The organism is Bacillus sp. FSL M8-0266 (assembly GCF_038613425.1).
GTDB lineage: Bacteria > Bacillota > Bacilli > Bacillales > Bacillaceae > Bacillus > Bacillus pumilus.
Window position 1 is genome coordinate 1,545,930 of sequence record NZ_CP152015.1, and the last position, 22,644, is coordinate 1,568,573.

Below are 22,644 nucleotides of genomic sequence, written 5' to 3' on the forward strand. Positions count from 1 at the left end.
GTAAGGAGTGAACCGGGCGTGCGAGTGTCGAGTGTAACAGTGAGAAAACGATTGCTTTTCGTGCTACTGTTTGGGGTGATCATTTTTTTCATCATAGATACTAGATTAGGATATGTGCAGTTTATTATGGGTGAGAAGCTGACAAGCTTAGCAAAAGATTCGTGGAGCCGAAACCTTCCATTCGAACCGGAACGAGGAGATATTTTGGACCGGAATGGGGTAGAGCTTGCGACGAACAAAAGTGCTCCATCTATTTTGGTCGTCCCTCGGCAAATTAAAGACCCTGCCGAAACAAGCAAGAAATTGGCAGCTGTGCTGAATATGTCTGAAGAGAAAGCGTACAAGCACGTCACGAAGAAAACATCAATTGAACGAATTTCTCCTGAGGGCAGAAAGGTATCTCATGAAAAAGCAAAAGAAGTAAGAGAGCTTGATTTAGAAGGCGTGTATGTAGCAGAAGACAGCATCAGACATTATCCGTTTGGCAGCTTTCTTTCACATGTACTGGGCTTTGCTGGAATCGATAATCAAGGCTTACTTGGACTTGAAGCCTACTATGACGATGACCTAAAAGGCGAAAAAGGGTCTGTGAAGTTTTATTCCGATGCAAAAGGGCAGAAAATGCCAGATGAAGCAGACGATTATACTCCGCCTAAAGATGGTCTTGATATGAAATTAACAGTCGATGCAAAAGTACAAACCATCATAGAACGGGAATTAGACAACGCGCAGGCAAAGTATAATCCAGATGGTATGATCGCGATTGCGATGAATCCGAAAAATGGTGAAGTGCTAGGGATGTCAAGTAGACCAGATTTTGATCCAGCTGACTATCAATCAGTTGACTCAAAAGTGTTTAACCGAAATCTTCCGGTGTGGAGCACATATGAGCCGGGTTCGACATTTAAAATTATTACACTTGCAGCAGCATTAGAAGAGAAGAAAGTGAATTTAAAACGCGATTCATTTTTTGACAGCGGATCTGTGACAGTTGATGGTGCAAGACTCAGGTGCTGGAAAAAAGGCGGGCACGGATCACAGTCATTCTTGGAAGTAGTTCAAAATTCCTGTAACCCCGGCTTTGTAGAGCTAGGAGATCGTCTTGGTAAAGAAAAATTATTTTCTTATATCAAAAATTTCGGATTTGGCCAAAAAACCGGAATTGACCTTCAAGGAGAAGGGCGGGGAATTTTGTTCCCGCTTGATCGTGTAGGTCCTGTAGAGCAGGCGACCACGGCCTTTGGTCAAGGTGTATCTGTTACGCCAATTCAGCAAGTAGCTGCAGTAGCAGCTGCAGTAAATGGTGGGACACTTTACACACCTTATATTGCAAAAGAATGGATAGATCCAATCACAAAAGAGGTCGTGAAAAAGCAATCACCGATTGCCAAAAAGAAAGTGATTTCAGCAGAGACATCTAAAGAAATCAGGTATGCACTTGAAAGTGTAGTCGCTCAAGGAACTGGCCGAAATGCATTTGTTGAAGGGTATCGGGTCGGCGGAAAAACAGGAACAGCACAGAAGGTAAAGGACGGAAAGTATATGGAGAATAACCACATTGTGTCGTTTATCGGATTTGCGCCTGCAGATGACCCAAGTATCGTAGTCTATGTAGCTGTGGATAACCCAAAAGGCACCATTCAATTTGGTGGTACCGTTGCCGCACCAATTGTTGGTCATATTATGCGGGATAGCCTGCCTGAGATGGGTGTGAAAAAAAGAAAAGGACAAATTGAAAAGAAGTATCAGTGGCTGGACACAAAAACCATTGAAGTACCGAATCTTGTAGGAGGATCTGTTTCAGATCTTGAATCCCTCTTGATCAACCTAAAGATCGATGCCTCAGGAACTGGCAGTAAAGTAGTGAAGCAATCACCTGCTGCTGGGACAAAGGTCAAAGAAGGCTCCACGATCAGATTATACTTAAACGATGAATAATAAAGAATGAACAGAGGGTAGCCGCACTCATTTGGCTGCCTCTTTTTGTTGAAAGAGAAGGACAGTTTGAAAAAAAGAGTCCAAAGTGTGTTTTTTCCAACAGAAACTTAAGGAATACGCTGGATGTATCCTTTTTTTTACGATAAAATATAGACTGTGTGTTTTTTTCACAAGACATGCACGTGAACGAATTTGAGAGGTTTGATATGAAAATGAAATTACAAGAACTGCTTACATACTTTAAAAGTGAAAACAACGAATTGATAAACGAAAATCCTGATATCACTTCCATTGAGATGGATTCAAGAGAGGTGAAAGAGGGAAGCCTTTTTGTCTGTATAAAAGGCTATACAGTAGATGGACACGATTATGCTGAAAAAGCGGTGAAAAGCGGGGCTGCAGCCATTGTAGCAGAACACCCTCTTAACATAACAGAGGTACCAGTCATTATTGTGAAACACTCTCAAAGAGCACTTGCAAGAATAGCTGATGCGTTTTATGAACAGCCCACTCATAAGCTGAATCTCATCGGGATCACAGGCACAAACGGAAAAACCTCAACAACACACATGATCGAACAAATGATGAGAAAAGCCGAGAAGAAAACAGGCTTAATCGGTACGATGTATATGAAGGTGAATGATGACATTCTCGACGTGAAAAACACCACACCTGAAAGTGTCACACTTCAAAAAACGTTTAAACAGATGCTTGATCAAGATGTAGACACAGCCATCATGGAAGTATCATCGCATGCCCTCCATCTTGGCAGGGTGCATGGATGTGACTATGATATTGCTGTTTTCACAAATCTTTCGCAGGACCATCTTGACTACCACAACACAATGGAAGAATATAAACATGCGAAAAGCTTACTGTTTTCTCAGCTCGGAAGTGCCTTTCATCATAATAAACCGAAGCATGCGATTTTAAATGCAGATGATGAGGCTTCGAGTTATTTTGAAAAAGTCACAGCTGCTGAAATCATGACGTATGCCCTAGAGCGAAAAGCAGATGTCATGGCAAAAAATATTCAAATCATGCCAAAGGGAACTCAATTTGATTTGGTCACTCCAATCGGCACCAAGAAAGTGACGGTTGCTCTCGTCGGAAAGTTCAATGTGTATAATATCCTCGCAGCTGTATCAGTTGGGATCGTATCTGGTTTAACATTTGAGACGATCGTGAGTGCGATTGAAGAGCTGGAAGGAGTCAAGGGCAGATTTGAACTTGTAAACTGCGATCAAGATTTCCCTGTCATCGTCGATTACGCACATACACCTGATAGTTTAGAAAATGTCCTCACAACATGTAGAGAATTAACAGAGGGCAAAATTTTCTGTGTAATTGGCTGCGGCGGCGACCGTGATAAAACAAAGCGTCCTCAAATGGCTCAAATCGCTGTGAAATATGCAGATGAACCTGTATTTACATCAGACAACCCAAGAAGCGAAGATCCTTCAGCCATTTTAAAAGATATGGAACACGGGGTGCCAGACGCATATTATCATAGCTTTGTGAATCGAAAACAAGCGATCTTCTTTGCCATTGCCAATGCGAAAAAAGGCGATACAGTCTTAATAGCGGGTAAAGGCCATGAGACCTATCAAATTATTGGTGATCAAGTCTATGACTTTGATGATGCAAAGGTTGCTATTGACGCTATTTTAGATCTAAACAAATCTTAAAATGATGAAAAGAGTGTAATGAAATGAAGCATTTTGTACAAAAACAACATACGAAGAACGCGAATGAATACCATAATAATGAATGCAATTTTCTGATGGAAAACGGCTTTGGAAATTCGGAAGGAGTAAAGAACGATGCTTGAACAGGTGATATTGTTTACAATCATAATGGGATTTTTAATCAGTGTTCTTTTATCCCCGATTTTTATACCGTTTTTAAGAAGACTAAAATTTGGTCAAAGTATTAGAGAAGAGGGCCCGCAGTCCCACCAAAAGAAATCTGGGACGCCGACAATGGGCGGCATCATGATTATCTTTTCTATCACTATTACAACAATTGTGATGATCAACAAATTTTCTGAGATTAGTCCAGAAATGTTTTTACTGTTATTTGTCACACTTGGTTACGGCCTATTAGGGTTTTTAGATGATTATATTAAAGTAGCGATGAAACGAAATCTTGGATTAACATCGAAACAGAAATTAATCGGTCAAATTGTGATCGCTGTGATCTTTTATGCAGTTTTCCATTATTATCAGTTTGCAACAACGATTCGCATTCCAGGAACAGACGTCAGCTTTGATTTAGGATGGGCTTACTTTATCCTTGTTGTTTTCATGCTTGTCGGAGGTTCTAATGCTGTGAACTTAACGGATGGACTGGATGGTCTCTTATCTGGAACCGCTGCTATTGCTTTCGGAGCATTTGCTATACTGGCTTGGAATCAATCCCAGTATGATGTAGCGATCTTTTCAGTAGCTGTTGCAGGAGCCGTCCTTGGCTTCCTTGTGTTTAACGCACATCCTGCAAAAGTATTTATGGGGGATACAGGTTCTCTAGCATTAGGCGGAGCCATTGTAGCAATTGCGATTTTAACGAAGCTTGAAATTTTACTTGTCATTATTGGTGGAGTATTTGTTGTTGAGACGTTATCCGTTATTCTTCAAGTCATCTCCTTTAAAACAACCGGCAAAAGAATCTTTAAGATGAGTCCGCTTCACCACCACTATGAGTTAGTTGGCTGGTCAGAGTGGAGAGTAGTTGTCACCTTCTGGACAGCTGGTTTATTACTTGCTGTTTTAGGAATTTACATCGAGGTGTGGTTATAATTGAATAAGATGCAAATGTTAAAAAACGAACATGTACTAGTATTAGGTCTTGCTAAAAGCGGATATGCGGCAGCTTCAATTCTTCATGAACATGGAGTAAATGTGACGGTAAATGATCAAAAACCGTTTGAAGAAAATAAACCTGCTCAGCTACTTTCTGAAAAGGGGATTGATGTCATTTGTGGCAGTCATCCTCTTCGTATATTCGAAGATAAAGACATTACAATTTTAATTAAAAATCCAGGAATTCCATATGAAAATGTGATGGTTCAAGAAGCGCTTCGCCGCCAAATTCCAGTTTGGACGGAAATAGAATTAGCGTATCATTTAACCTCATCTCCTTTTATTGGGATTACTGGATCGAATGGAAAAACCACTACCACGACATTGATTTATGAAATGCTGAAAAAAGACAGCCAAAAAACATTAGTGGCGGGTAATATTGGAACAGTTGCCAGTGAAGTCGCTGCAAATGCAGCTGGCGATGAGTGGATCGTAACGGAACTGTCTTCTTTTCAGTTAATGGGAACAGTTGAATTTAGACCTAAAATCAGCTTAATATTAAATATTTTTGATGCACATTTAGACTATCACCATACTCGTGAAGAATATGAAAAAGCAAAGCAGAAAGTATTCGCACATCAACATGAAGATGACATTGCTGTAATTAACCTAGATGATCCTTCCGTTGTAAAACTAGCAGAAGGTTTAAAAGCAAAAAAAGTGTTTTTCTCAGTGAAAGAGCCAGTAGAACATGGTGCGTTTATTCAAAATGGTGCAATTTACTACATGAATGAACATATCATTGATGTAAAGGATGTTGTCCTTCCTGGTGAGCATAACCAGGAAAACATTCTGGCAGCTATTTGTGTTGTGAAAAATGCAGGCTGCTCAAATGAAGCAATCGTTCACGTTCTCACGACATTTGGTGGAGTGAAGCATCGTCTGCAATTTGTAGATACAATTCAGAGTCGGAAATTTTATAACGATAGTAAAGCAACCAATATTTTGGCAACAAGTAAAGCATTGTCAGCCTTCGAACAACCAACTATTTTATTAGCAGGTGGACTTGATCGAGGCAATGAATTTGATGAGTTGAAACCTTTTATGAAACATGTAAAAGGAATTATCACATTTGGTGAGACTGCACCCAAGTTTGTGAAGCTTGGTGAAGAGCTTGGAATACATCACGTAAAACATGTCGATAATGTTGAACAAGCAGTACATGCGGCGTTTAACATATCTGAAGAAGAAGACGTGATTTTATTATCTCCGGCTTGTGCAAGTTGGGATCAACATAAAACATTTGAAGAACGTGGAGACATGTTTGTAAACGCCGTGCATATGCTTAAATAAGGGCTTGTCTCTCATATGACTGACAGCCCAAATGAAATTATGCTTGGGGTGTCGGTCTCTTGACGAATAAGAAAACTTCTCCGGATTTTTTGCTTGTTGTCATTACGTTACTTTTATTGACGATTGGTTTAATTATGGTGTACAGCGCTAGTGCTGTGTGGGCATCGTATAAATTTGATGATTCGTTTTATTTTGCAAAAAGACAGCTTTTGTTTGCCGGAATCGGAGTTATCGCAATGTTTTTCATTATGCGAGTCGATTATTGGACGTGGCGGACTTGGTCAAAGATATTGGTTGCTGTTTGTTTCCTCCTTTTGCTGCTTGTACTTATTCCTGGCATTGGTATGGAGAGAAATGGATCAAGAAGCTGGATCGGTGTCGGTGCGTTTAGTATTCAGCCCTCTGAATTTATGAAGCTTGCGATGATTGCGTTTCTTGCAAAATTCTTATCTGAAAAACAAAAAAATATCACATCCTTTCGCAAAGGTTTTGCCCCAGCTTTAGGCATTGTATTTTCTGCATTTGCCATCATCATGCTTCAGCCGGATCTGGGAACAGGAACGGTGATGGTTGGAACCTGTATTATTATGATATTTGTTTCAGGTGCGAGAATTGCTCACTTTATATTTCTCGGTCTTATAGGGCTCAGCGGGTTTGCTGCACTTGTCTTATCAGCACCCTACCGAATAAAACGAATTACATCTTATTTAAACCCTTGGGAAGATCCACTAGGCAGTGGGTTTCAAATTATTCAGTCCTTATACGCTGTTGGTCCAGGTGGTCTGTTCGGAATGGGACTTGGTCAAAGTAGACAAAAATTCTTCTATTTACCTGAGCCCCAAACGGACTTCATCTTTGCGATATTGTCTGAAGAGCTTGGCTTTATAGGGGGATCACTCATTTTACTCCTCTTTAGTGTACTATTATGGAGAGGCATACGAATAGCACTTGGAGCCCCAGACTTATATGGGAGTTTCCTAGCAGTTGGTATTATTTCAATGGTTGCCATTCAAGTAATGATTAACATCGCAGTTGTCACTGGACTTATTCCTGTGACAGGTATCACGCTCCCATTCCTTAGTTATGGCGGCTCATCATTGACATTAATGCTGATGGCGATTGGCGTACTTCTGAATGTCAGCAGGTACGCAAGATATTAGCGTGCTGAAGCTAATGAAACCATGTTGACGTTTATTTTGCAAAAGTATAAAAAAATGATTTGAAGAGTGAAAATGACAGTTTTTGTTTCGAAAACGTGTATTTTGACTCTTCTTTACAGGTTTTAACGGAGCCCTGTTGTTTAAAACAGGGTTTATACTTTGTTCAGAGCAGAAAAAAAATGAGGGGAAATGGTATAATGCGTATAGTAATCAGTGGGGGCGGAACAGGCGGACATATTTATCCGGCCTTAGCCTTTATTAAAGAAGTGAAGAGACTGCATCCTGATGTGGAATTTTTATATATCGGTACTGAAAATGGACTTGAAAAGAAAATTGTAGAAAGAGAAAATATCCCTTTCAAGGCGATAGAAATTTCAGGTTTTAAACGAAAGCTTTCCTTTGATAACGTCAAAACGGTGATGAGATTTTTGAAAGGCGTTCAAAAAAGCAAATCTTACTTAAAAGAATTCAAGCCTGATGCGGTTATTGGAACAGGCGGTTATGTGTGTGGTCCTGTGGTTTATGCGGCTTCTAAGCTGAAGATCCCGACTATTATACACGAACAAAACAGCCTGCCTGGTATTACAAATAAGTTCCTAGCGAGATATGTTAATAGGGTAGCCATATGCTTTGATGAAGCAAAGGCACATTTTCCTTCTGAAAAGGTTGTATTTACGGGAAACCCTAGAGCCTCTGAAGTCGTCTCTATAAAAGAGGGGAAATCTCTTAAAGAATTCGGGCTCGATGAAAAGAAAAAAACGGTTCTTATTTTCGGCGGGAGTCGAGGTGCTGCTCCTATCAATAGAGCAGTGATCGAAATGCAAGATGATTTAAAGGCTAAAAACTACCAGCTTTTATATATCACAGGTGAGGTTCATTATGAAAAAGTGTTGAATGAACTAAAGGAAAAAGGTGCAGCACCTAACATGATCACAAAACCTTTCTTGCATCAAATGCCAGAGTACCTGAAATCGATCGATGTGATTGTTGCAAGAGCAGGAGCTACAACAATTGCTGAAGTAACGGCTCTTGGAATCCCAACCATTTTTATTCCGAGCCCATACGTGACGGCAAATCATCAGGAAATCAATGCAAGATCACTTGAAAAACATGATGCTGCGATTGTTTTAAGAGAATCAGAGCTTTCAGGGGATCGTTTGCTACATGCCATTGATGAAATTGCTGGTAATGAAGAAAAACTCAACCAAATGAGCCGTTTAACGAAAGAACTCGGAGTACCAGATGCGGCTACACGTTTATATAATGTGTTAAAAGAAATAACGACTACATGATGGAATGATATTAGGTAAGGCGGAGGGTAATATGGAGAACTTGAAGAATGAATTATTAGAAGCGCAAGTTGGTAAAGTACTTGAAAATGAGCCGCTTGCGAATCATACAACAATGAAAATAGGCGGACCAGCAGATCTTTTGATCATCCCAAAAGATATCGATGCAGTGAAAACGATCATGGATCATGTGAAAAAACACCATACAAATTGGACGGTCATTGGAAGAGGATCGAATTTACTTGTCCTTGATAAAGGAATTCGAGGAGTTGTCCTAAAGCTAGGTGCTGGACTGGATCACCTAACTGTAAATGATGAAGAAATTACAGTCGGCGGCGGCTACTCTGTCGTAAGGCTCGCGACATCACTTAGTAAACAGGGTCTTTCAGGACTGGAATTCGCAGCTGGTATTCCGGGATCTATTGGCGGCGCTGTTTATATGAACGCAGGTGCACATGGATCTGATATCAGTAAGATTCTTGTGAAAGCCAGAATCTTATTTGAAGATGGAAGCATCGAGTGGCTCACAAATGAACAAATGAATTTTAGCTATCGAACGTCAGTCCTACAAAAGGAACGACCTGGCATTGTTCTAGAAGCTGTGTTTAAGCTCAAGCAGGATGACCGCGAGAAAATCACAAAGAAGATGCAGCAAAATAAAGATTATCGTAAAGAAACCCAGCCTTATAATCGGCCATGTGCTGGCAGTATTTTTCGAAATCCGCTGCCTGAATATGCAGGACAGCTTGTAGAAAAAGCGAATTTAAAAGGATACCAAATCGGCGGAGCTAGAATTTCTGATATGCACGGCAACTTTATTGTCAACGCTGGTGGAGCCAATGCTCAAGACGTGTTGGACTTAATTCAGTTCATCCAAAAGAAAATTAAAGAAGACTACAACGTAGAGATGCATACAGAAGTAGAAATTATCGGTGAAGAAAATTAACAGGTAGTTTTTATGAATGATGACATCAGAGGAAAACAAACGGCATGAAAGAATGCCGTTTGTTTTCTCATCAAAATGATGACCCAAAGATGTGGACAAGCAGCTTTGAATGAGGTGAAGAGTATATATGCGGCCTGATCATGAAAATGAAAAGATCGTCAATATAGAAGAGCGAATTCCTAAAATTAAAGAACAAAGGAAGCAAAAAGCGAATCGGAGACTGATCTCTTTTATACTACTGTTTTTTATCATGGTTTTAATTATTATTTATTTGCAGACACCTATCAGCAAAATTTCTTCTTTAACCATCACAGGTAATGAGCATGTCTCAACAAAACAGCTTGTTAAACTTTCACAAATTAAAGAAGGCGAAACAGAGTTTTGGAATTTAAATAAAGATTTAACAGCAGATCATATTAAACAAAATAAACTGATTAAAAGTGTCAGTATCAAAAAGCATTTCCCAAATAAAGTGAGTATTGCTGTCAAAGAATATGCAAATATTGCGTATCTTCAAAAGGGAAATCTATATTATGAGCTTCTTGAAAATGGGACCGCTTTACCAGAAGAAGTGACACCGAGTCATGCAGGACCTATTTTTGTCGATTGGGACAATAAGGAGAAGCTGAAGCAAACTGTTAAATCTTTAAATCAACTGCCAGCCTCTATTCAGGAACTCATCTCAGAAGTATATTATGTGCCAACAAATTCAAACAATTGGCTAGTTAAATTTTATATGAATGACGGAAACACTGTGATTGCATCAATTAAAACGTTCGGTGATAAAATGAAAACCTATCCAGCCATTGTAAAAGAACTTTCATCATCTGAAAAAGGCACAATCCATATGGAAGTCGCTACGTATTTCGAAGCGTTTAAATCTAAGAAAAAGGAAGATGAGCGTTGAGAGGCAAAACAGTTATATTCTCGATTGTCATGCTTGTTCTTGGTTTTCTGATTTCTTTTTCATACCAATATACAAAGCAGCATCAGGCAGATGTCATTCGAACAGAGCAATGGAAAAAAGAATACTCTCTGAAAAGTCAGCTCACAACGCAAGAAAAGGCAAATCAGAAACTCGAAAAAGAATTATATAGTCTTCAATCAAAGGTACAAGCAACAGAGTCCAATTTGAAAAATGAAAAAGAGCAGTATTTTAATGTGCTGGAAGATGTTGAGAAATATAGAATGTTTACAGGAGAGATCGGTGTAAAAGGAAAAGGGGTAAAAGTGTCTCTTGAAGATGCATCTTATATCCCGAGTGGACAAAATGTTAATAATTACATTGTGCATGAGAGCCACATTTTTCATGTGATAAACGAACTATTTATATCAGGGGCTTCTGCTGTATCTATTAATGGGCAAAGAATCACACACCAATCATACATACATTGTAACGGTCCAGTTGTCACAGTAGATGGTGTTCAGCATCCAGCACCATTTGTCATATCTGCTATTGGTGATCCTGCTGTGTTAATACCTGCTTTAAATATTGCAGGGGGAGTGGTCGATCAGCTGACAAGTGATCACATTTCAATGACGATCGAGAAAACGGATATTCGTATGAACCCTCTTTTAAGAAACAAAGATTAAAAGTGAAAAGGTGAGTGGTGTTGAGGAAAAAGAAGCCTTTACTTAGTTTAACAGCTTTAATGATCATATTTGGCATCATGGTTTCCATCCAATTCAATTCCTTACAAAAGCCCAAAGTTCGTGATACTCGTGATGTGTGGGAACTGAGAGAGGATTTATCTGCATCTAAAAGTAAGGAATTGGATTTGCTCAAAGAAATTGATAAATACGACGAGATGCTAAAAAAATATGGTCATCAAGGAGATCGATCAAAAGAAGCACAATTAACAAAAACGTTAAAGGATTTAAAAGAAAAGGCTGGTTTTACAGAAGTGGAAGGGGAGGGGATTGAAATTGAAATATCTCAGCTTTTTTCCAAGGACCTTACTGGAGAAGAAGTGAAAAATATCCCACCTGATCTTCTGAAAAAGTTAATTAATGAAGCCAATATGTTTGGGGCAAAACATATTTCCATCAATGATCGCCGTGTCATTAATACAAGTGTGATTCGAGATATTAATGGCACGACAAAAATGGATGGCTACAGCTTAGATAGTGATGAAGTCACCATTAAAATGATTAGTGAGCAGGCCGACAAATTATACAGCCGTTTAAATGTATCAGATATTAGTGATTTGTTTGCTCAGGAAAACTTCAGCTTGAGTATGAGCCAGCCGAAGAAAAAAATCCACTTAAAAGCATATGACGGTGCAATTCAAGTAAACGAATTGAAGCCTCTTGACGATGTAAAGGAGGAAAAATCTTAATGTGGCTTCCTGTACTTGGCTTAATCATAGGAGTTGCGATCGGTTTCTTAACTAATTTTACGATACCGAATGAGTATTCTAATTATCTTTCCCTCGCTGTACTTGCTGCACTTGATACATTGATTGGTGGAATCCGGGCACATCTGCAAGGGGCATACGATGAACTAGTGTTTGTATCAGGCTTCTTCTTTAATATTATACTGGCAATAAGTTTAGCTTTTCTGGGCGTCCATCTTGGTGTAGACTTGTACTTAGTCGGAATGTTTGCATTCGGCGTTAGATTGTTTCAAAATATAGCAGTGATTAGAAGAATTCTCCTAACAAAATGGACAATTTCTAGAGAAAAAAAGAAAAAAAGTGAGTCATAAAAAAGGATATACATATGATGTAACGAATATTTTTAGTAATCCTAATAAAAAATGTTGATTTTTTAAGTTTTGTTACACACTTGTAAAAACACATTCATTGTATTGTTGTTCAGCAAATAATAGAATAGAAAGTATTGAAATGTGAGGAGGTGCCATAGAATGAACAACAATGAAATTTACGTCAGCCTTGACATCGGTACATCCAATATAAAAGTCATCGTCGGAGAAATGGCGGATGATTCGCTTAACATTATAGGTGTTGGAAATGTCCCTTCAGAGGGGTTAAAAAAAGGATCGATTGTTGATATAGATGAGACAGTTCATTCTATTAGACAAGCATTTGAACAGGCTGAGAGAATGGTAGGTTTTCCTTTACAAAAGGCGATTGTCGGAATTAACGGAAACCATATTCATATTCAGAATACGAGCGGCGTAGTCGCAGTATCTAGTGAAAACAAAGAAATACATGCTGAAGATGTGAGACGTGTCTTAGATGCTGCACAAGTAGTATCTATTCCTCAAGAACATCTCGTCGTAGACGTAATTCCGAGACAATTTATCGTCGACGGAAGAGATGAGATCACAGATCCGAAAAAAATGCTTGGTGTTCGGCTAGAAGTGGAAGGATCGTTAATTACAGGTTCTAAAACGATTCTACATAACTGGCTCCGATGTGTAGAAAGAGCTGGAATTGAAATAATGGATATATGCTTGCAGCCACTCGCATCGGGCTCGGCAGCATTATCGAAAGATGAAAAAAATCTTGGGGTAGCTCTTGTCGATATTGGCGGCGGATCTACAACGATTTCCGTATTTGAAAACGGGCATCTCTATTCTACTCACAGTATCCCTTTGGGCGGAGAGAACATAACAAAAGATTTGTCTATAGGACTTAGAACTTCCACTGAAGAAGCTGAACGAATCAAAAAACAATTTGGTCATGCGTTTTATGATGAGGCATCGACGGAGGAGACATTTGAAGTTTCTGTAATCGGTACCGATCAAAAACAAACGTATACACAGCTTGATGCAGCCAACATTATTGAAGCGCGGCTGGAAGAAATCTTGCTCTTTGTGGCGGAGGAATTAAGAAATATGGATGTGCATGATTTGCCTGGTGGATTCGTTCTAACAGGTGGACAAACAGCTATTCCAGGTATCCTTTCTCTTGCACAAACGGTCTTGCAAAACAATGTTAGGATTGCAAGTCCGAATTATATCGGGGTGAGAGAGCCTCAATATATGACAGGAGTGGGTCTGATCCACTTTGCTTATCGCAATGCAAAGATTCAGGGCAGACAGGTTGGATTCCAAATGCCAGATGAGGCGTTTCATGAAGTAGGCGCATCCATGGAGCCGGTTTCTTCTGCACCACAAGTGAAAGAAGCGCAGCCAAGACCGAAAGTAAAACAAAAAGCACAACAAGAGACAAATAAAAAACCGGGCAAAATGAAAAAACTATTTAATATGTTCTGGGAATAGAATTAGATTTTCGACGGATTAGGAGGATTCAGCATGTTGGAGTTTGAAACAAATATAGACGGCCTAGCATCAATTAAAGTAATCGGAGTAGGTGGCGGCGGGAATAACGCTGTCAACCGAATGATTGAAAATGACGTACAAGGTGTCGATTTTATTGCAGTCAATACTGATGCACAAGCGTTAAATCTATCAAAAGCAGAAACTAAAATGCAAATCGGTGCTAAGCTGACAAGAGGGCTTGGAGCAGGTGCGAATCCTGAAGTCGGTAAAAAAGCTGCTGAGGAAAGCAAAGAACAGATTGAAGAAGTATTAAAAGGCGCAGACATGGTCTTCGTTACAGCTGGTATGGGCGGTGGAACTGGTACGGGTGCTGCACCTGTCATTGCAAAAATCGCAAAAGATTCTGGTGCATTGACAGTTGGAGTTGTGACTCGTCCTTTCACATTTGAAGGAAGAAAGCGTCAGCTTCAAGCAGTAGAAGGAATTGCTTCTATGAAAGAAGCAGTTGACACATTAATTGTGATTCCAAACGATCGCTTGCTTGAAATTGTTGATAAAAACACGCCAATGCTGGAAGCATTCCGCGCGGCAGATAACGTGCTTAGACAAGGTGTTCAAGGGATTTCCGATTTAATTGCAACACCAGGTCTGATTAACCTTGACTTTGCTGACGTGAAAACCATCATGTCCAATAAAGGTTCGGCTCTAATGGGTATTGGCGTTGCAACAGGCGAAAATCGTGCTGCGGAAGCCGCGAAGAAAGCCATTTCCTCGCCACTTCTAGAAACAGCAATCGATGGTGCTCAAGGTGTCATCATGAACATTACGGGTGGTACGAACCTAAGTCTTTATGAAGTGCAAGAAGCGGCGGATATTGTGGCTTCTGCATCTGACGAAGATGTAAACATGATTTTCGGGTCTGTCATCAATGATAACTTGAAGGATGAAATTGTGGTGACTGTGATCGCTACTGGATTCATTGAGCAAGAACCAGAAGTGACAAAATCACAAAGAAACCCATTAGGACAAGGATTAAAGCAAAATCAATCCATTCCTCAAAAACGTGAAGTAAAACGCGAGGAACATCAACAGCCATCATCTCAGCCAAGACAAAATACACAATCAAGTGATGATACGCTAGACATTCCAACGTTCTTACGCAACCGCAATAAACGCTAATCGAGTATAGCTTAACCCCTTCCAATGGAAGGGGTTTTTTTATGTCTCAACTTATAAGGGTTTCTAATCAAAAAGTCTTAAATACGTGAGAGGTCTTTCAATTTCCATATGTAATTTGACTTATGGTGTTTAAGAAAAAAGAATCATTTTTACTCCCTCCTACAAAAAACGACAAAATGATGAACTTTATTTGACTACATTAAATAGAACACCATGAATCTTGTCATGAACAACAGAAGGAAAGGAGTGAGACCTATACTCTGTTTGGCCACTTGAGGAGGAGGGATTTGATTGAAATTGAAGTTTCGCAAGACCGCCGGCTATCGTTTGATGAGTCTTTTGGTGATTGGTACTTTAACGATGACAAGCTTTGGGACGGTTCAAGCAACATCGACTTCTACCTCATATCAGGAGGAAGCTGTCTCCTCTAAGACAACAAAAGCAAAGATCTCATCTAGATTAATGAAGCAGTTTCAACAGGATGATCAGGTGACTTTTTTAATCAAAATGAAAGAGCAAACAAGTACGCAAAAAGTGGCGAAGGAAGCGGTGTCCGAAGCCAAAAAACAGAAATTAACAGCGGCTAAAACGCAATACACAAAAAGATCAGCTGTCGTATCCGAATTAAGAGCAACGTCTGAGGAGACGCAGGAAGCGCTCCTTACGTATTTACAAAAGGAACAAAAGAAAAAGCAAGTGAAGGAGATTCATTCGTACTATATTGTGAATGGTTTAGCGGTGACGGGAACGAAAGAAGTCATGGAAAAGGTGGCTGCCTTCCCAGAAGTAGATCAAGTGCTGCCAAATGAAACCCGTCAAATTCACCGGCCGGTTGATTTGAAGACGAAGCAGAAAAAACAAATGAAAGCAGTAGATGGAGTCGAGTGGAACATTTCTCAAGTTCATGCTCCAGAAGCGTGGGCTTTAGGTTATGACGGTACTGGTACAGTTGTGGCAAGTATTGATACAGGAGTGGAATGGGATCATCCTGCTTTAAAGGAAAAATACCGCGGATTTGATCCAGCACATCCGAATAAACCAACTCATGAATTCAATTGGTACGATGCTACGACAGGATCTGAAGCGCCATATGATGATTTAGAGCATGGTACACATGTAACGGGAACAATGGTTGGCTCTGAGCCAGATGGAAAGAATCAAATCGGAGTCGCTCCGGGCGCAAAATGGATTGCGGTGAAAGCTTTCTCAGAAGATGGTGGTACAGATGCTGATCTGCTTGACGCAGGTGAGTGGATTTTAGCACCAAAAGATGAGGCCGGCAACCCACATCCAGAACAGGCACCAGATGTCGTCAATAATTCTTGGGGAGGTGGGCCTGGCCTTGATGATTGGTATAAAGATGTCGTCAATGCTTGGAGAGCGGCGGACATCTTTCCAGAGTTTTCAGCTGGCAATACCGATTTATTCAACCCTGGTGGTGAAGGATCCATTGCGAATCCTGCGAACTATCAAGAGGTCTTTGCAACGGGTGCTACGGATCAAGATAACAAATTGGGGTCTTTCTCGCTGCAAGGTCCGTCTCCATATGGTGTCATGAAACCAGACATTGCGGCCCCAGGGGTAAACATTCGTTCATCCATTCCTGGGAAAGGGTATGAGGATGGCTGGAATGGGACGTCGATGGCTGGTCCGCATGTTTCAGCTGTTGTGGCTCTTCTTCGCCAAGTACAGTCAGATCTTTCTGTTGAAGAAATTGAACAAATTCTGATTAATACAGCGAAGCCGTTAACTGATCAGCAATTCCCGGAATCCCCAAACAATGGCTATGGGGCAGGTTTAGTTGATGCAAGAGAGGCGATTACGGCATTAACAGATGGAATTGGCATGATTGAAGGACAGGTGACAAACGAAGATGTTCATTTAGATGATATGAAAATAACAGATCAAGTCTTGCCTCAAAAAGATAAGGCTGTACACCCACTTAAGAAGCCTGCGAACATAAAAGAAATGAAAAAGGAAAAAAATCTAGCTGCTTCGTCCATCAAAGCTCTTCCTATGAAAGCGGAAATTAGTATTCTTGAAAGCGGCAAGTCAACGTACACAGATGAAGCGACAGGGAGATATCAGCTTCCTCACAGTGCAGGAGAATTCACAGTAAAAGCGGAAGCTTACGGATTTGAATCACGCACACAAACCGTCCATATTTCTTCAAATGAAACGGCAGAGGCGAATTTCGCCTTACAGCCACTAAAGAAACGAACGATATCTGGCACAATTGCCAACGAAACAACGGGTGAAAAAATAAAGGATGCCACGGTTTATCTTGTAGAAGATGCGAAAATTAAGCCGGTGAAAACAAATGAATCTGGCGAATTTTCTCTAAAGGCATTGAGCGGTGTCTATACCGTCAAAGTATTTGCCAAAGGGTTTAAAGGATATTCTTTTACAGCAGATGTGACAGAAAAGCCGGTGGAAAAAGCCATTCAGCTAGAGCCATTCATCGGCTTTGCTGGGGAAATTGGCTATGATGATGGAACAGCTGAAAATGCGAGAGCCTTCTATGATCCTGGCAATGGCTGGGCTGTGAAATTTTCATTAGAAAAGGGGAAGAAACAAGCGCAACTCACAGGAGGGCTTTTCCGTTTCTGGTCATCAGAGTGGCCAGCTCCTGGAGGGAATGAATTTGCAGTTGAAGTGTATGACGCTTCTTGGAAGAACGGAGCTCCAGGGAAGAAAATGGCAGGACCTCTAAAAGCGAAAGCGCTGCGTAATGGGGAATGGACAAAAGTAGATTTAGAAGATCAAGCCATTACGGTGGATGGAGATTTCTATCTTGTCTATATTCAAACGAAAAAAAATACGGAATCTCCAGGGCTTGCAACAGATGAAGATGGACCAAATGCTGAAAGAAGCTGGCAGCTGACAAGCGGTGCATTTTCTCCTTCTCCAAAAGAAGAGGGAAATTATATGATTCGTGCGCTTGTTGACTATGAAGCAGATGTGCCAGAGATTACATCTCCAAAGACAGGAGTTATTACGAGCAAAGATGAACTGGAGATCGAAGGAAAAGCCTCTCCTGGGCTCGATGTAGCGATCTATCAAAACGATGAAGAGATTGCCAAAGTGAAAACAGATCAGTCAGGCGCCTTCAAAGAAAAGCTTACAGTTTCAAGTGGAGAGCATGTATTCACGGCTGCAACTGTTACGGATAAAGGTGCAACAAAACGATCCAAACCAGTAAAGGTGATCATTGATCAAACAGCTCCGGTGCTCACCATCGATACACCGAAAAAAGGGGAAAAGACGAATAAAGAATCGCTCATTGTAGAAGGAAAGGTCACAGATGATCATCTTGATCAAGTCACTGTAAATGGAAAAAAGGCAACCATAAAAGGTGGAAAATATTCCGCAAGAATACTGCTTGAGAACGGGAAAAATACGATCAAAGTCACAGCGAAAGATGCAGCAGGAAACAAAACGACTAAAAAAATCAATATCGATGTCCAATACGAGGCACCTGAGATTTCTAAGCTGACTCCAGCAGAAAATGTCTATCTGGCATCAGGGGAGTCTGTTAAAATTTCATTTCACAGCAGAGAAAAGCTAGACGCAACATTTGTCATTCACATGCCGCTGACAAACGCGAGATCAAAGCTTCAAAATACTACAGAGCTGCCGCTTCGCGAAGTATCGAGCGGAACGTATGAAGGTTACTGGACTGCTACTTCTACCGCCAAAGCAAAAGGTGCGGTCATTGAGGTGATTGTGCGAGATGATTATGGAAATATCACAAGACAAAAAGCTTCAGGCACATTAAACATCAATGAAAAGTAACTTAAACAAAAGACACGACTTCTAGGAGCGTGTCTTTTTTCTTTCAACAATTGTTTGAAGGCTTGTCTAGAAGAATACTCTCTCTCATTCCTCGACAAAAACAATAACAATCCACCAAAAGTTCTCTATCATCCCCAACAAGAATTGACAGACTTCCATCTCATGACTGTTTTATACTGGTACAAACAAGTGCAAGTACTGCTTTTGATTCTTTGTTTCAGATGAAAGGAGCAGAAGGTGGTCATTTATTTAGATGTGATTTGGCTGTTAAACTTTTGTTTTGATCTATTGCTTCTCTTACTCACTGCATTTATTCTCAAACGACAAGTAAAAAAAAGGCGATATATGTTAGGAGCTCTCATTGGATCGAGCATTGTTCTCTTGCTCTTTACACCATTTGCAATGGTTGTGTCACACCCTTTAGGCAAACTACTTTTTTCTGTTTTCATCGTTCTTGCAACCTTTGGTTTTCAAAGATTTCGTTCCTTTTTTCAAAATCTGTTTGCTTTTTACTTTGTAACATTTTTGATGGGAGGAGGTATGATCGGGGTTCATTCATTTTTGCAAACCAATACAGTCATTCAAGATGGCCTGCTGATTTCACAAAATGATGGCTTTGGTGATCCGATTAGCTGGCTTTTTGTTTTAACTGGGTTTCCTGCGATTTGGCTGTTTTCAAAGAAAAGATTAGGCGAGGTGGGTACGAAAAAAAGACAGTATGATGAACAAGTGCTTGTGGAAATACACATTCATGGAGAGACCATCCGTTTAAAGGGACTCGTCGATTCTGGTAACCAGCTGTATGATCCTATGACAAAAACACCTGTCATGATCGTCCAGGCCGACCAGCTAACGGCCATTTGCGGAGAGCCATTTATAGAGCTCATGAAACAGTCTCATCCTGTTGAAGTCATGCAAAAGATCGATGATCAATTTCCTCTTCTTGATCGATTAAGACTTGTTCCATATCGAGCGGTCGGTCATGATCACGGCTTTCTACTATGCCTAAAACCAGATACAGTCTTCATTTATTCAAAGACGCACATGATTCAGCCAGCTAAGTGTTTTGTAGGGTTGAGTCTGAGCGGTTTATCGGCAGATCAGGAATTTCAATCCATCATTCATCCAGATATGTTAGACGGGAAAATCATTCAGGGGGTGTCGTAGTTTTTTGGTGATGTCTTTTATCTTACGAGGTCAACTTGACATTTAGAAGGGAGAAGAAGATGAAAAAATTAAAATTTAAACTCACTTACTACTGGTATAAACTCCTCATGAAGCTAGGTCTAAAGAGTGATGAAATTTATTATATTGGTGGAAGTGAAGCGCTACCGCCTCCATTATCAAAGGATGAAGAGCAGGAGCTGCTTGTCAAATTACCAAAGGGTGATCAAACCGCAAGAGCGATTCTAATCGAAAGAAATTTGCGTTTAGTCGTTTACATCGCAAGAAAATTTGAAAACACAGGTATTAATATTGAGGATTTAATCAGTATCGGAACCATTGGTCTGATCAAAGCAGTCAATACATTTAACCCAGAAAAAAAGATCAAGCTTGCAACATATGCTTCGAGATGTATTGAAAATGAGATTTTGATGTACTTGCGTCGAAATAATAAAATCCGGTCAGAAGTTTCGTTTGATGAGCCGCTCAACATTGATTGGGACGGAAATGAACTGCTTTTATCAGACGTACTTGGAACAGATGATGATATTATCACGCGGGATATCGAAGCAAATGTAGATAAAAAATTGCTGAAAAAAGCGCTCGAGCAATTAAATGACCGCGAAAAGCAGATCATGGAACTAAGATTTGGCTTAGTTGGCGGTGAGGAAAAAACCCAAAAAGATGTCGCTGACATGCTTGGGATTTCACAGTCTTATATTTCGAGGCTTGAAAAAAGAATTATTAAACGATTACAAAAAGAATTTAATAAAATGGTCTAAAAATTTTTTTAAAAAAGCTCTGTTCCTGCACTGTCAAAGGAAACAACCTTTTTTCTCATAATTCTCGTCATCGCTCGTGCATATTTTTCCATCCCAAGGAGATACTGAACTTTGTACAACAGCTCCTGTAGGGAGGGAAAAAAGTGTCCAGAAATAAAGTGGAAATCTGCGGAGTCGACACCTCCAAGTTGCCTGTTCTGAAAAACGACGAGATGAGAAAATTGTTCAGACAGCTGCAAGATGAGGGTGACGATACAGCAAGAGAAAAGCTAGTCAATGGCAATTTACGGTTGGTTTTAAGTGTGATTCAGCGTTTTAACAACAGAGGCGAATATGTCGACGATCTCTTCCAAGTAGGCTGTATCGGATTAATGAAATCAATTGATAATTTTGATTTAAGCCACAATGTCAGATTTTCAACTTATGCGGTTCCTATGATCATAGGAGAAATCCGTCGATACTTGCGTGATAACAACCCGATTCGGGTGTCTCGCTCGCTAAGAGATATTGCCTATAAGGCACTTCAGGTCCGTGAGAGGCTGATTAGTGAGACAAGCAAGGAGCCAACAGCAGAAGACATTGCCAAAGTGCTGGAAGTGCCTCATGAGGAAATTGTCTTTGCCCTAGATGCGATTCAAGATCCTGTATCTTTGTTTGAACCGATCTATAATGACGGAGGAGATCCGATTTATGTGATGGATCAAATTAGTGATGAACGGAACAAAGACACACAATGGGTGGAAGAATTGGCCTTAAAAGAAGGCATGCGTAGGTTGAATGACAGGGAAAAAATGATTCTTCGCAAACGCTTCTTCCAGGGCAAAACGCAAATGGAAGTTGCCGAAGAGATCGGGATTTCTCAAGCACAAGTCTCTAGGCTTGAAAAAGCAGCCATTAAACAAATGAATAAAAACATCTTTTAAAGCCGCCGCTTCATGTGCGGCTTTTTTCATTCTTGTGAGAGAACACGCCTCTAGTATTGACTCTGTTATTTTTTTCATTTAATCTGTTTTTAACAAATGTTATTTTAGATAGCATTTGTTAGGGAACACTTAAGCGGAAAGAAGGGTTATTATGACATTCCATGATGAAAGAAGGCTGCTCATTAAAGTTGCGCATATGTATTATGAAGAAGGCGCCACTCAATCTAACATCGCAGAAGCGGTTGGGGTTAGTCGTTCGCTCATATCGAAATATTTGGCAAAAGCACGTGAAGCAGGAATCGTGGAAATCATTATTCATGATGAAGTCAACCAACAGTATGGATCGTTAGAAAGAAAAATAGAACGCAAATATGGGCTGCGAGAAGTCTTCTGTGTGGAAACACTCAGCAAAGACACAACCAAAAGCCGAATCGGTGCCGCGGCGGCAAGCTTTTTATTAAAAGTGATGAAGGATGGACAAGTTATTGGGTTTTCCTCAGGGACAACGCTGCATGAAATGGCGAAAGCGCTTACGTCTGTTCAGCATTATCCATCCGTGACATTTGTTCCGCTTGTCGGAGGTGTGGGAAATGAAGATGTCGATATCCACGCCAACTATATTATTGCGAGATGCACAGAGGCACTCAAATCTAAATGTGAGTTTTTACATGTACCCGTCATGCTTGATACGAAAGAAGCGAAAGATGTACTGATCCGGCAGCCGTCGATCAAAAAAGTGATTGAACTAGGAGAATCATCAAATATCGCGGTTGTCGGAATTGGTGGTGTTCCGCAGCATTCAACGATGGTGAAATCCTATATGACAAGCGGCGAAGAGGACATCCTTCAAGCAAAGGATGTAGCAGGTGACATTTGCTATAACTTTATTGATCATCAAGGGGAAGTATATCCCCACCCATGGAACGACCGGGTGATGGGCATAAGCCCCCAAAAGCTAAAAGAAATTCCGCTTGTCATAGGTGTCGCTGGTGGCGAAGAGAAAATTGAAGCAATTCGGGCGGCATTAGCAGGTGGATTAATTCATGTATTAATTACCGATGAACGAACTGGAGATGCCTTATTAAAGTAACTACCTAATATCATTAGGTAGTTTTTTTGAGTCTT

General features: G+C 40.3%; 18 protein-coding genes. All 18 read left to right on the forward strand.

Annotation, left to right across the window (positions count from 1 at the left end; all coding sequences use genetic code 11):
• Positions 1 to 18 precede the first annotated feature (18 nt).
• The 18 genes from MKY83_RS07795 (at position 19) to MKY83_RS07880 (ending at position 22,609) form a co-directional block, all read left to right on the forward strand.
• Positions 19 to 1,938, forward strand: a complete 1,920-nt coding sequence (locus MKY83_RS07795) for a stage V sporulation protein D (protein ID WP_012009866.1) — start codon at positions 19 to 21, stop codon at positions 1,936 to 1,938.
• Between the two features lie 212 nt (positions 1,939 to 2,150).
• Complete coding sequence (locus MKY83_RS07800; protein WP_065097416.1) at positions 2,151 to 3,626, forward strand: UDP-N-acetylmuramoyl-L-alanyl-D-glutamate--2,6-diaminopimelate ligase; 1,476 nt, start codon at positions 2,151 to 2,153, stop codon at positions 3,624 to 3,626.
• Between the two features lie 135 nt (positions 3,627 to 3,761).
• Positions 3,762 to 4,736: a phospho-N-acetylmuramoyl-pentapeptide-transferase gene (gene mraY / locus MKY83_RS07805; RefSeq protein ID WP_003211854.1), complete on the forward strand. Its 975-nt coding sequence runs from the start codon at positions 3,762 to 3,764 to the stop codon at positions 4,734 to 4,736.
• The gene (gene murD / locus MKY83_RS07810) at positions 4,737 to 6,092 is read left to right on the forward strand and encodes a UDP-N-acetylmuramoyl-L-alanine--D-glutamate ligase (protein WP_106067386.1); all 1,356 of its coding nucleotides are present in this window, start codon (positions 4,737 to 4,739) and stop codon (positions 6,090 to 6,092) included. It begins immediately after the preceding gene.
• A 59-nt stretch (positions 6,093 to 6,151) separates the two neighbouring features.
• Positions 6,152 to 7,252 carry a stage V sporulation protein E gene (spoVE, locus tag MKY83_RS07815; protein WP_278178998.1) on the forward strand — a complete coding sequence of 367 codons (1,101 nt, stop codon included), beginning with the start codon at positions 6,152 to 6,154 and terminating at the stop codon, positions 7,250 to 7,252.
• 197 nt (positions 7,253 to 7,449) lie between these two features.
• Positions 7,450 to 8,544, forward strand: a complete 1,095-nt coding sequence (gene murG / locus MKY83_RS07820) for an undecaprenyldiphospho-muramoylpentapeptide beta-N-acetylglucosaminyltransferase (RefSeq protein ID WP_003212323.1) — start codon at positions 7,450 to 7,452, stop codon at positions 8,542 to 8,544.
• A gap of 31 nt (positions 8,545 to 8,575) precedes the next feature.
• A complete protein-coding gene (gene murB, locus MKY83_RS07825; RefSeq protein ID WP_065097231.1) occupies positions 8,576 to 9,487 on the forward strand; it encodes a UDP-N-acetylmuramate dehydrogenase in 912 nt (303 codons plus the stop codon).
• Between the two features lie 127 nt (positions 9,488 to 9,614).
• Complete coding sequence (locus tag MKY83_RS07830) at positions 9,615 to 10,394, forward strand: cell division protein FtsQ/DivIB (RefSeq protein ID WP_044141991.1); 780 nt, start codon at positions 9,615 to 9,617, stop codon at positions 10,392 to 10,394.
• Positions 10,391 to 11,080, forward strand: coding sequence for a DUF881 domain-containing protein (locus tag MKY83_RS07835; RefSeq protein ID WP_003211621.1), 690 nt, complete (start codon positions 10,391 to 10,393; stop codon positions 11,078 to 11,080). The genes MKY83_RS07830 and MKY83_RS07835 overlap by 4 nt, the downstream gene beginning before the upstream one ends.
• Positions 11,081 to 11,100: 20 nt before the next feature.
• Complete coding sequence (locus MKY83_RS07840; RefSeq protein ID WP_106067388.1) at positions 11,101 to 11,826, forward strand: DUF881 domain-containing protein; 726 nt, start codon at positions 11,101 to 11,103, stop codon at positions 11,824 to 11,826.
• Entirely contained in the window at positions 11,826 to 12,194 is a 369-nt protein-coding gene (locus tag MKY83_RS07845; RefSeq protein ID WP_003210988.1) for a small basic family protein, read from the forward strand. The genes MKY83_RS07840 and MKY83_RS07845 overlap by 1 nt, the downstream gene beginning before the upstream one ends.
• A gap of 159 nt (positions 12,195 to 12,353) precedes the next feature.
• Positions 12,354 to 13,676, forward strand: coding sequence for a cell division protein FtsA (ftsA, locus tag MKY83_RS07850; RefSeq protein WP_342488470.1), 1,323 nt, complete (start codon positions 12,354 to 12,356; stop codon positions 13,674 to 13,676).
• 33 nt (positions 13,677 to 13,709) lie between these two features.
• Entirely contained in the window at positions 13,710 to 14,855 is a 1,146-nt protein-coding gene (ftsZ, locus tag MKY83_RS07855) for a cell division protein FtsZ (protein WP_003211613.1), read from the forward strand.
• Between the two features lie 291 nt (positions 14,856 to 15,146).
• Positions 15,147 to 18,650 carry a S8 family serine peptidase gene (locus MKY83_RS07860; RefSeq protein WP_342488471.1) on the forward strand — a complete coding sequence of 1,168 codons (3,504 nt, stop codon included), beginning with the start codon at positions 15,147 to 15,149 and terminating at the stop codon, positions 18,648 to 18,650.
• 237 nt (positions 18,651 to 18,887) lie between these two features.
• The gene (spoIIGA, locus tag MKY83_RS07865; protein WP_044141986.1) at positions 18,888 to 19,817 is read left to right on the forward strand and encodes a sigma-E processing peptidase SpoIIGA; all 930 of its coding nucleotides are present in this window, start codon (positions 18,888 to 18,890) and stop codon (positions 19,815 to 19,817) included.
• Positions 19,818 to 19,876: 59 nt separating this feature from the next.
• Positions 19,877 to 20,596, forward strand: a complete 720-nt coding sequence (sigE, locus tag MKY83_RS07870; RefSeq protein WP_007499746.1) for an RNA polymerase sporulation sigma factor SigE — start codon at positions 19,877 to 19,879, stop codon at positions 20,594 to 20,596.
• A 143-nt stretch (positions 20,597 to 20,739) separates the two neighbouring features.
• A complete protein-coding gene (gene sigG / locus MKY83_RS07875) occupies positions 20,740 to 21,519 on the forward strand; it encodes an RNA polymerase sporulation sigma factor SigG (protein WP_003211879.1) in 780 nt (259 codons plus the stop codon).
• 151 nt (positions 21,520 to 21,670) lie between these two features.
• Positions 21,671 to 22,609 carry a sugar-binding transcriptional regulator gene (locus MKY83_RS07880; RefSeq protein ID WP_065097234.1) on the forward strand — a complete coding sequence of 313 codons (939 nt, stop codon included), beginning with the start codon at positions 21,671 to 21,673 and terminating at the stop codon, positions 22,607 to 22,609.
• The last annotated feature ends 35 nt before the right edge of the window (positions 22,610 to 22,644 follow it).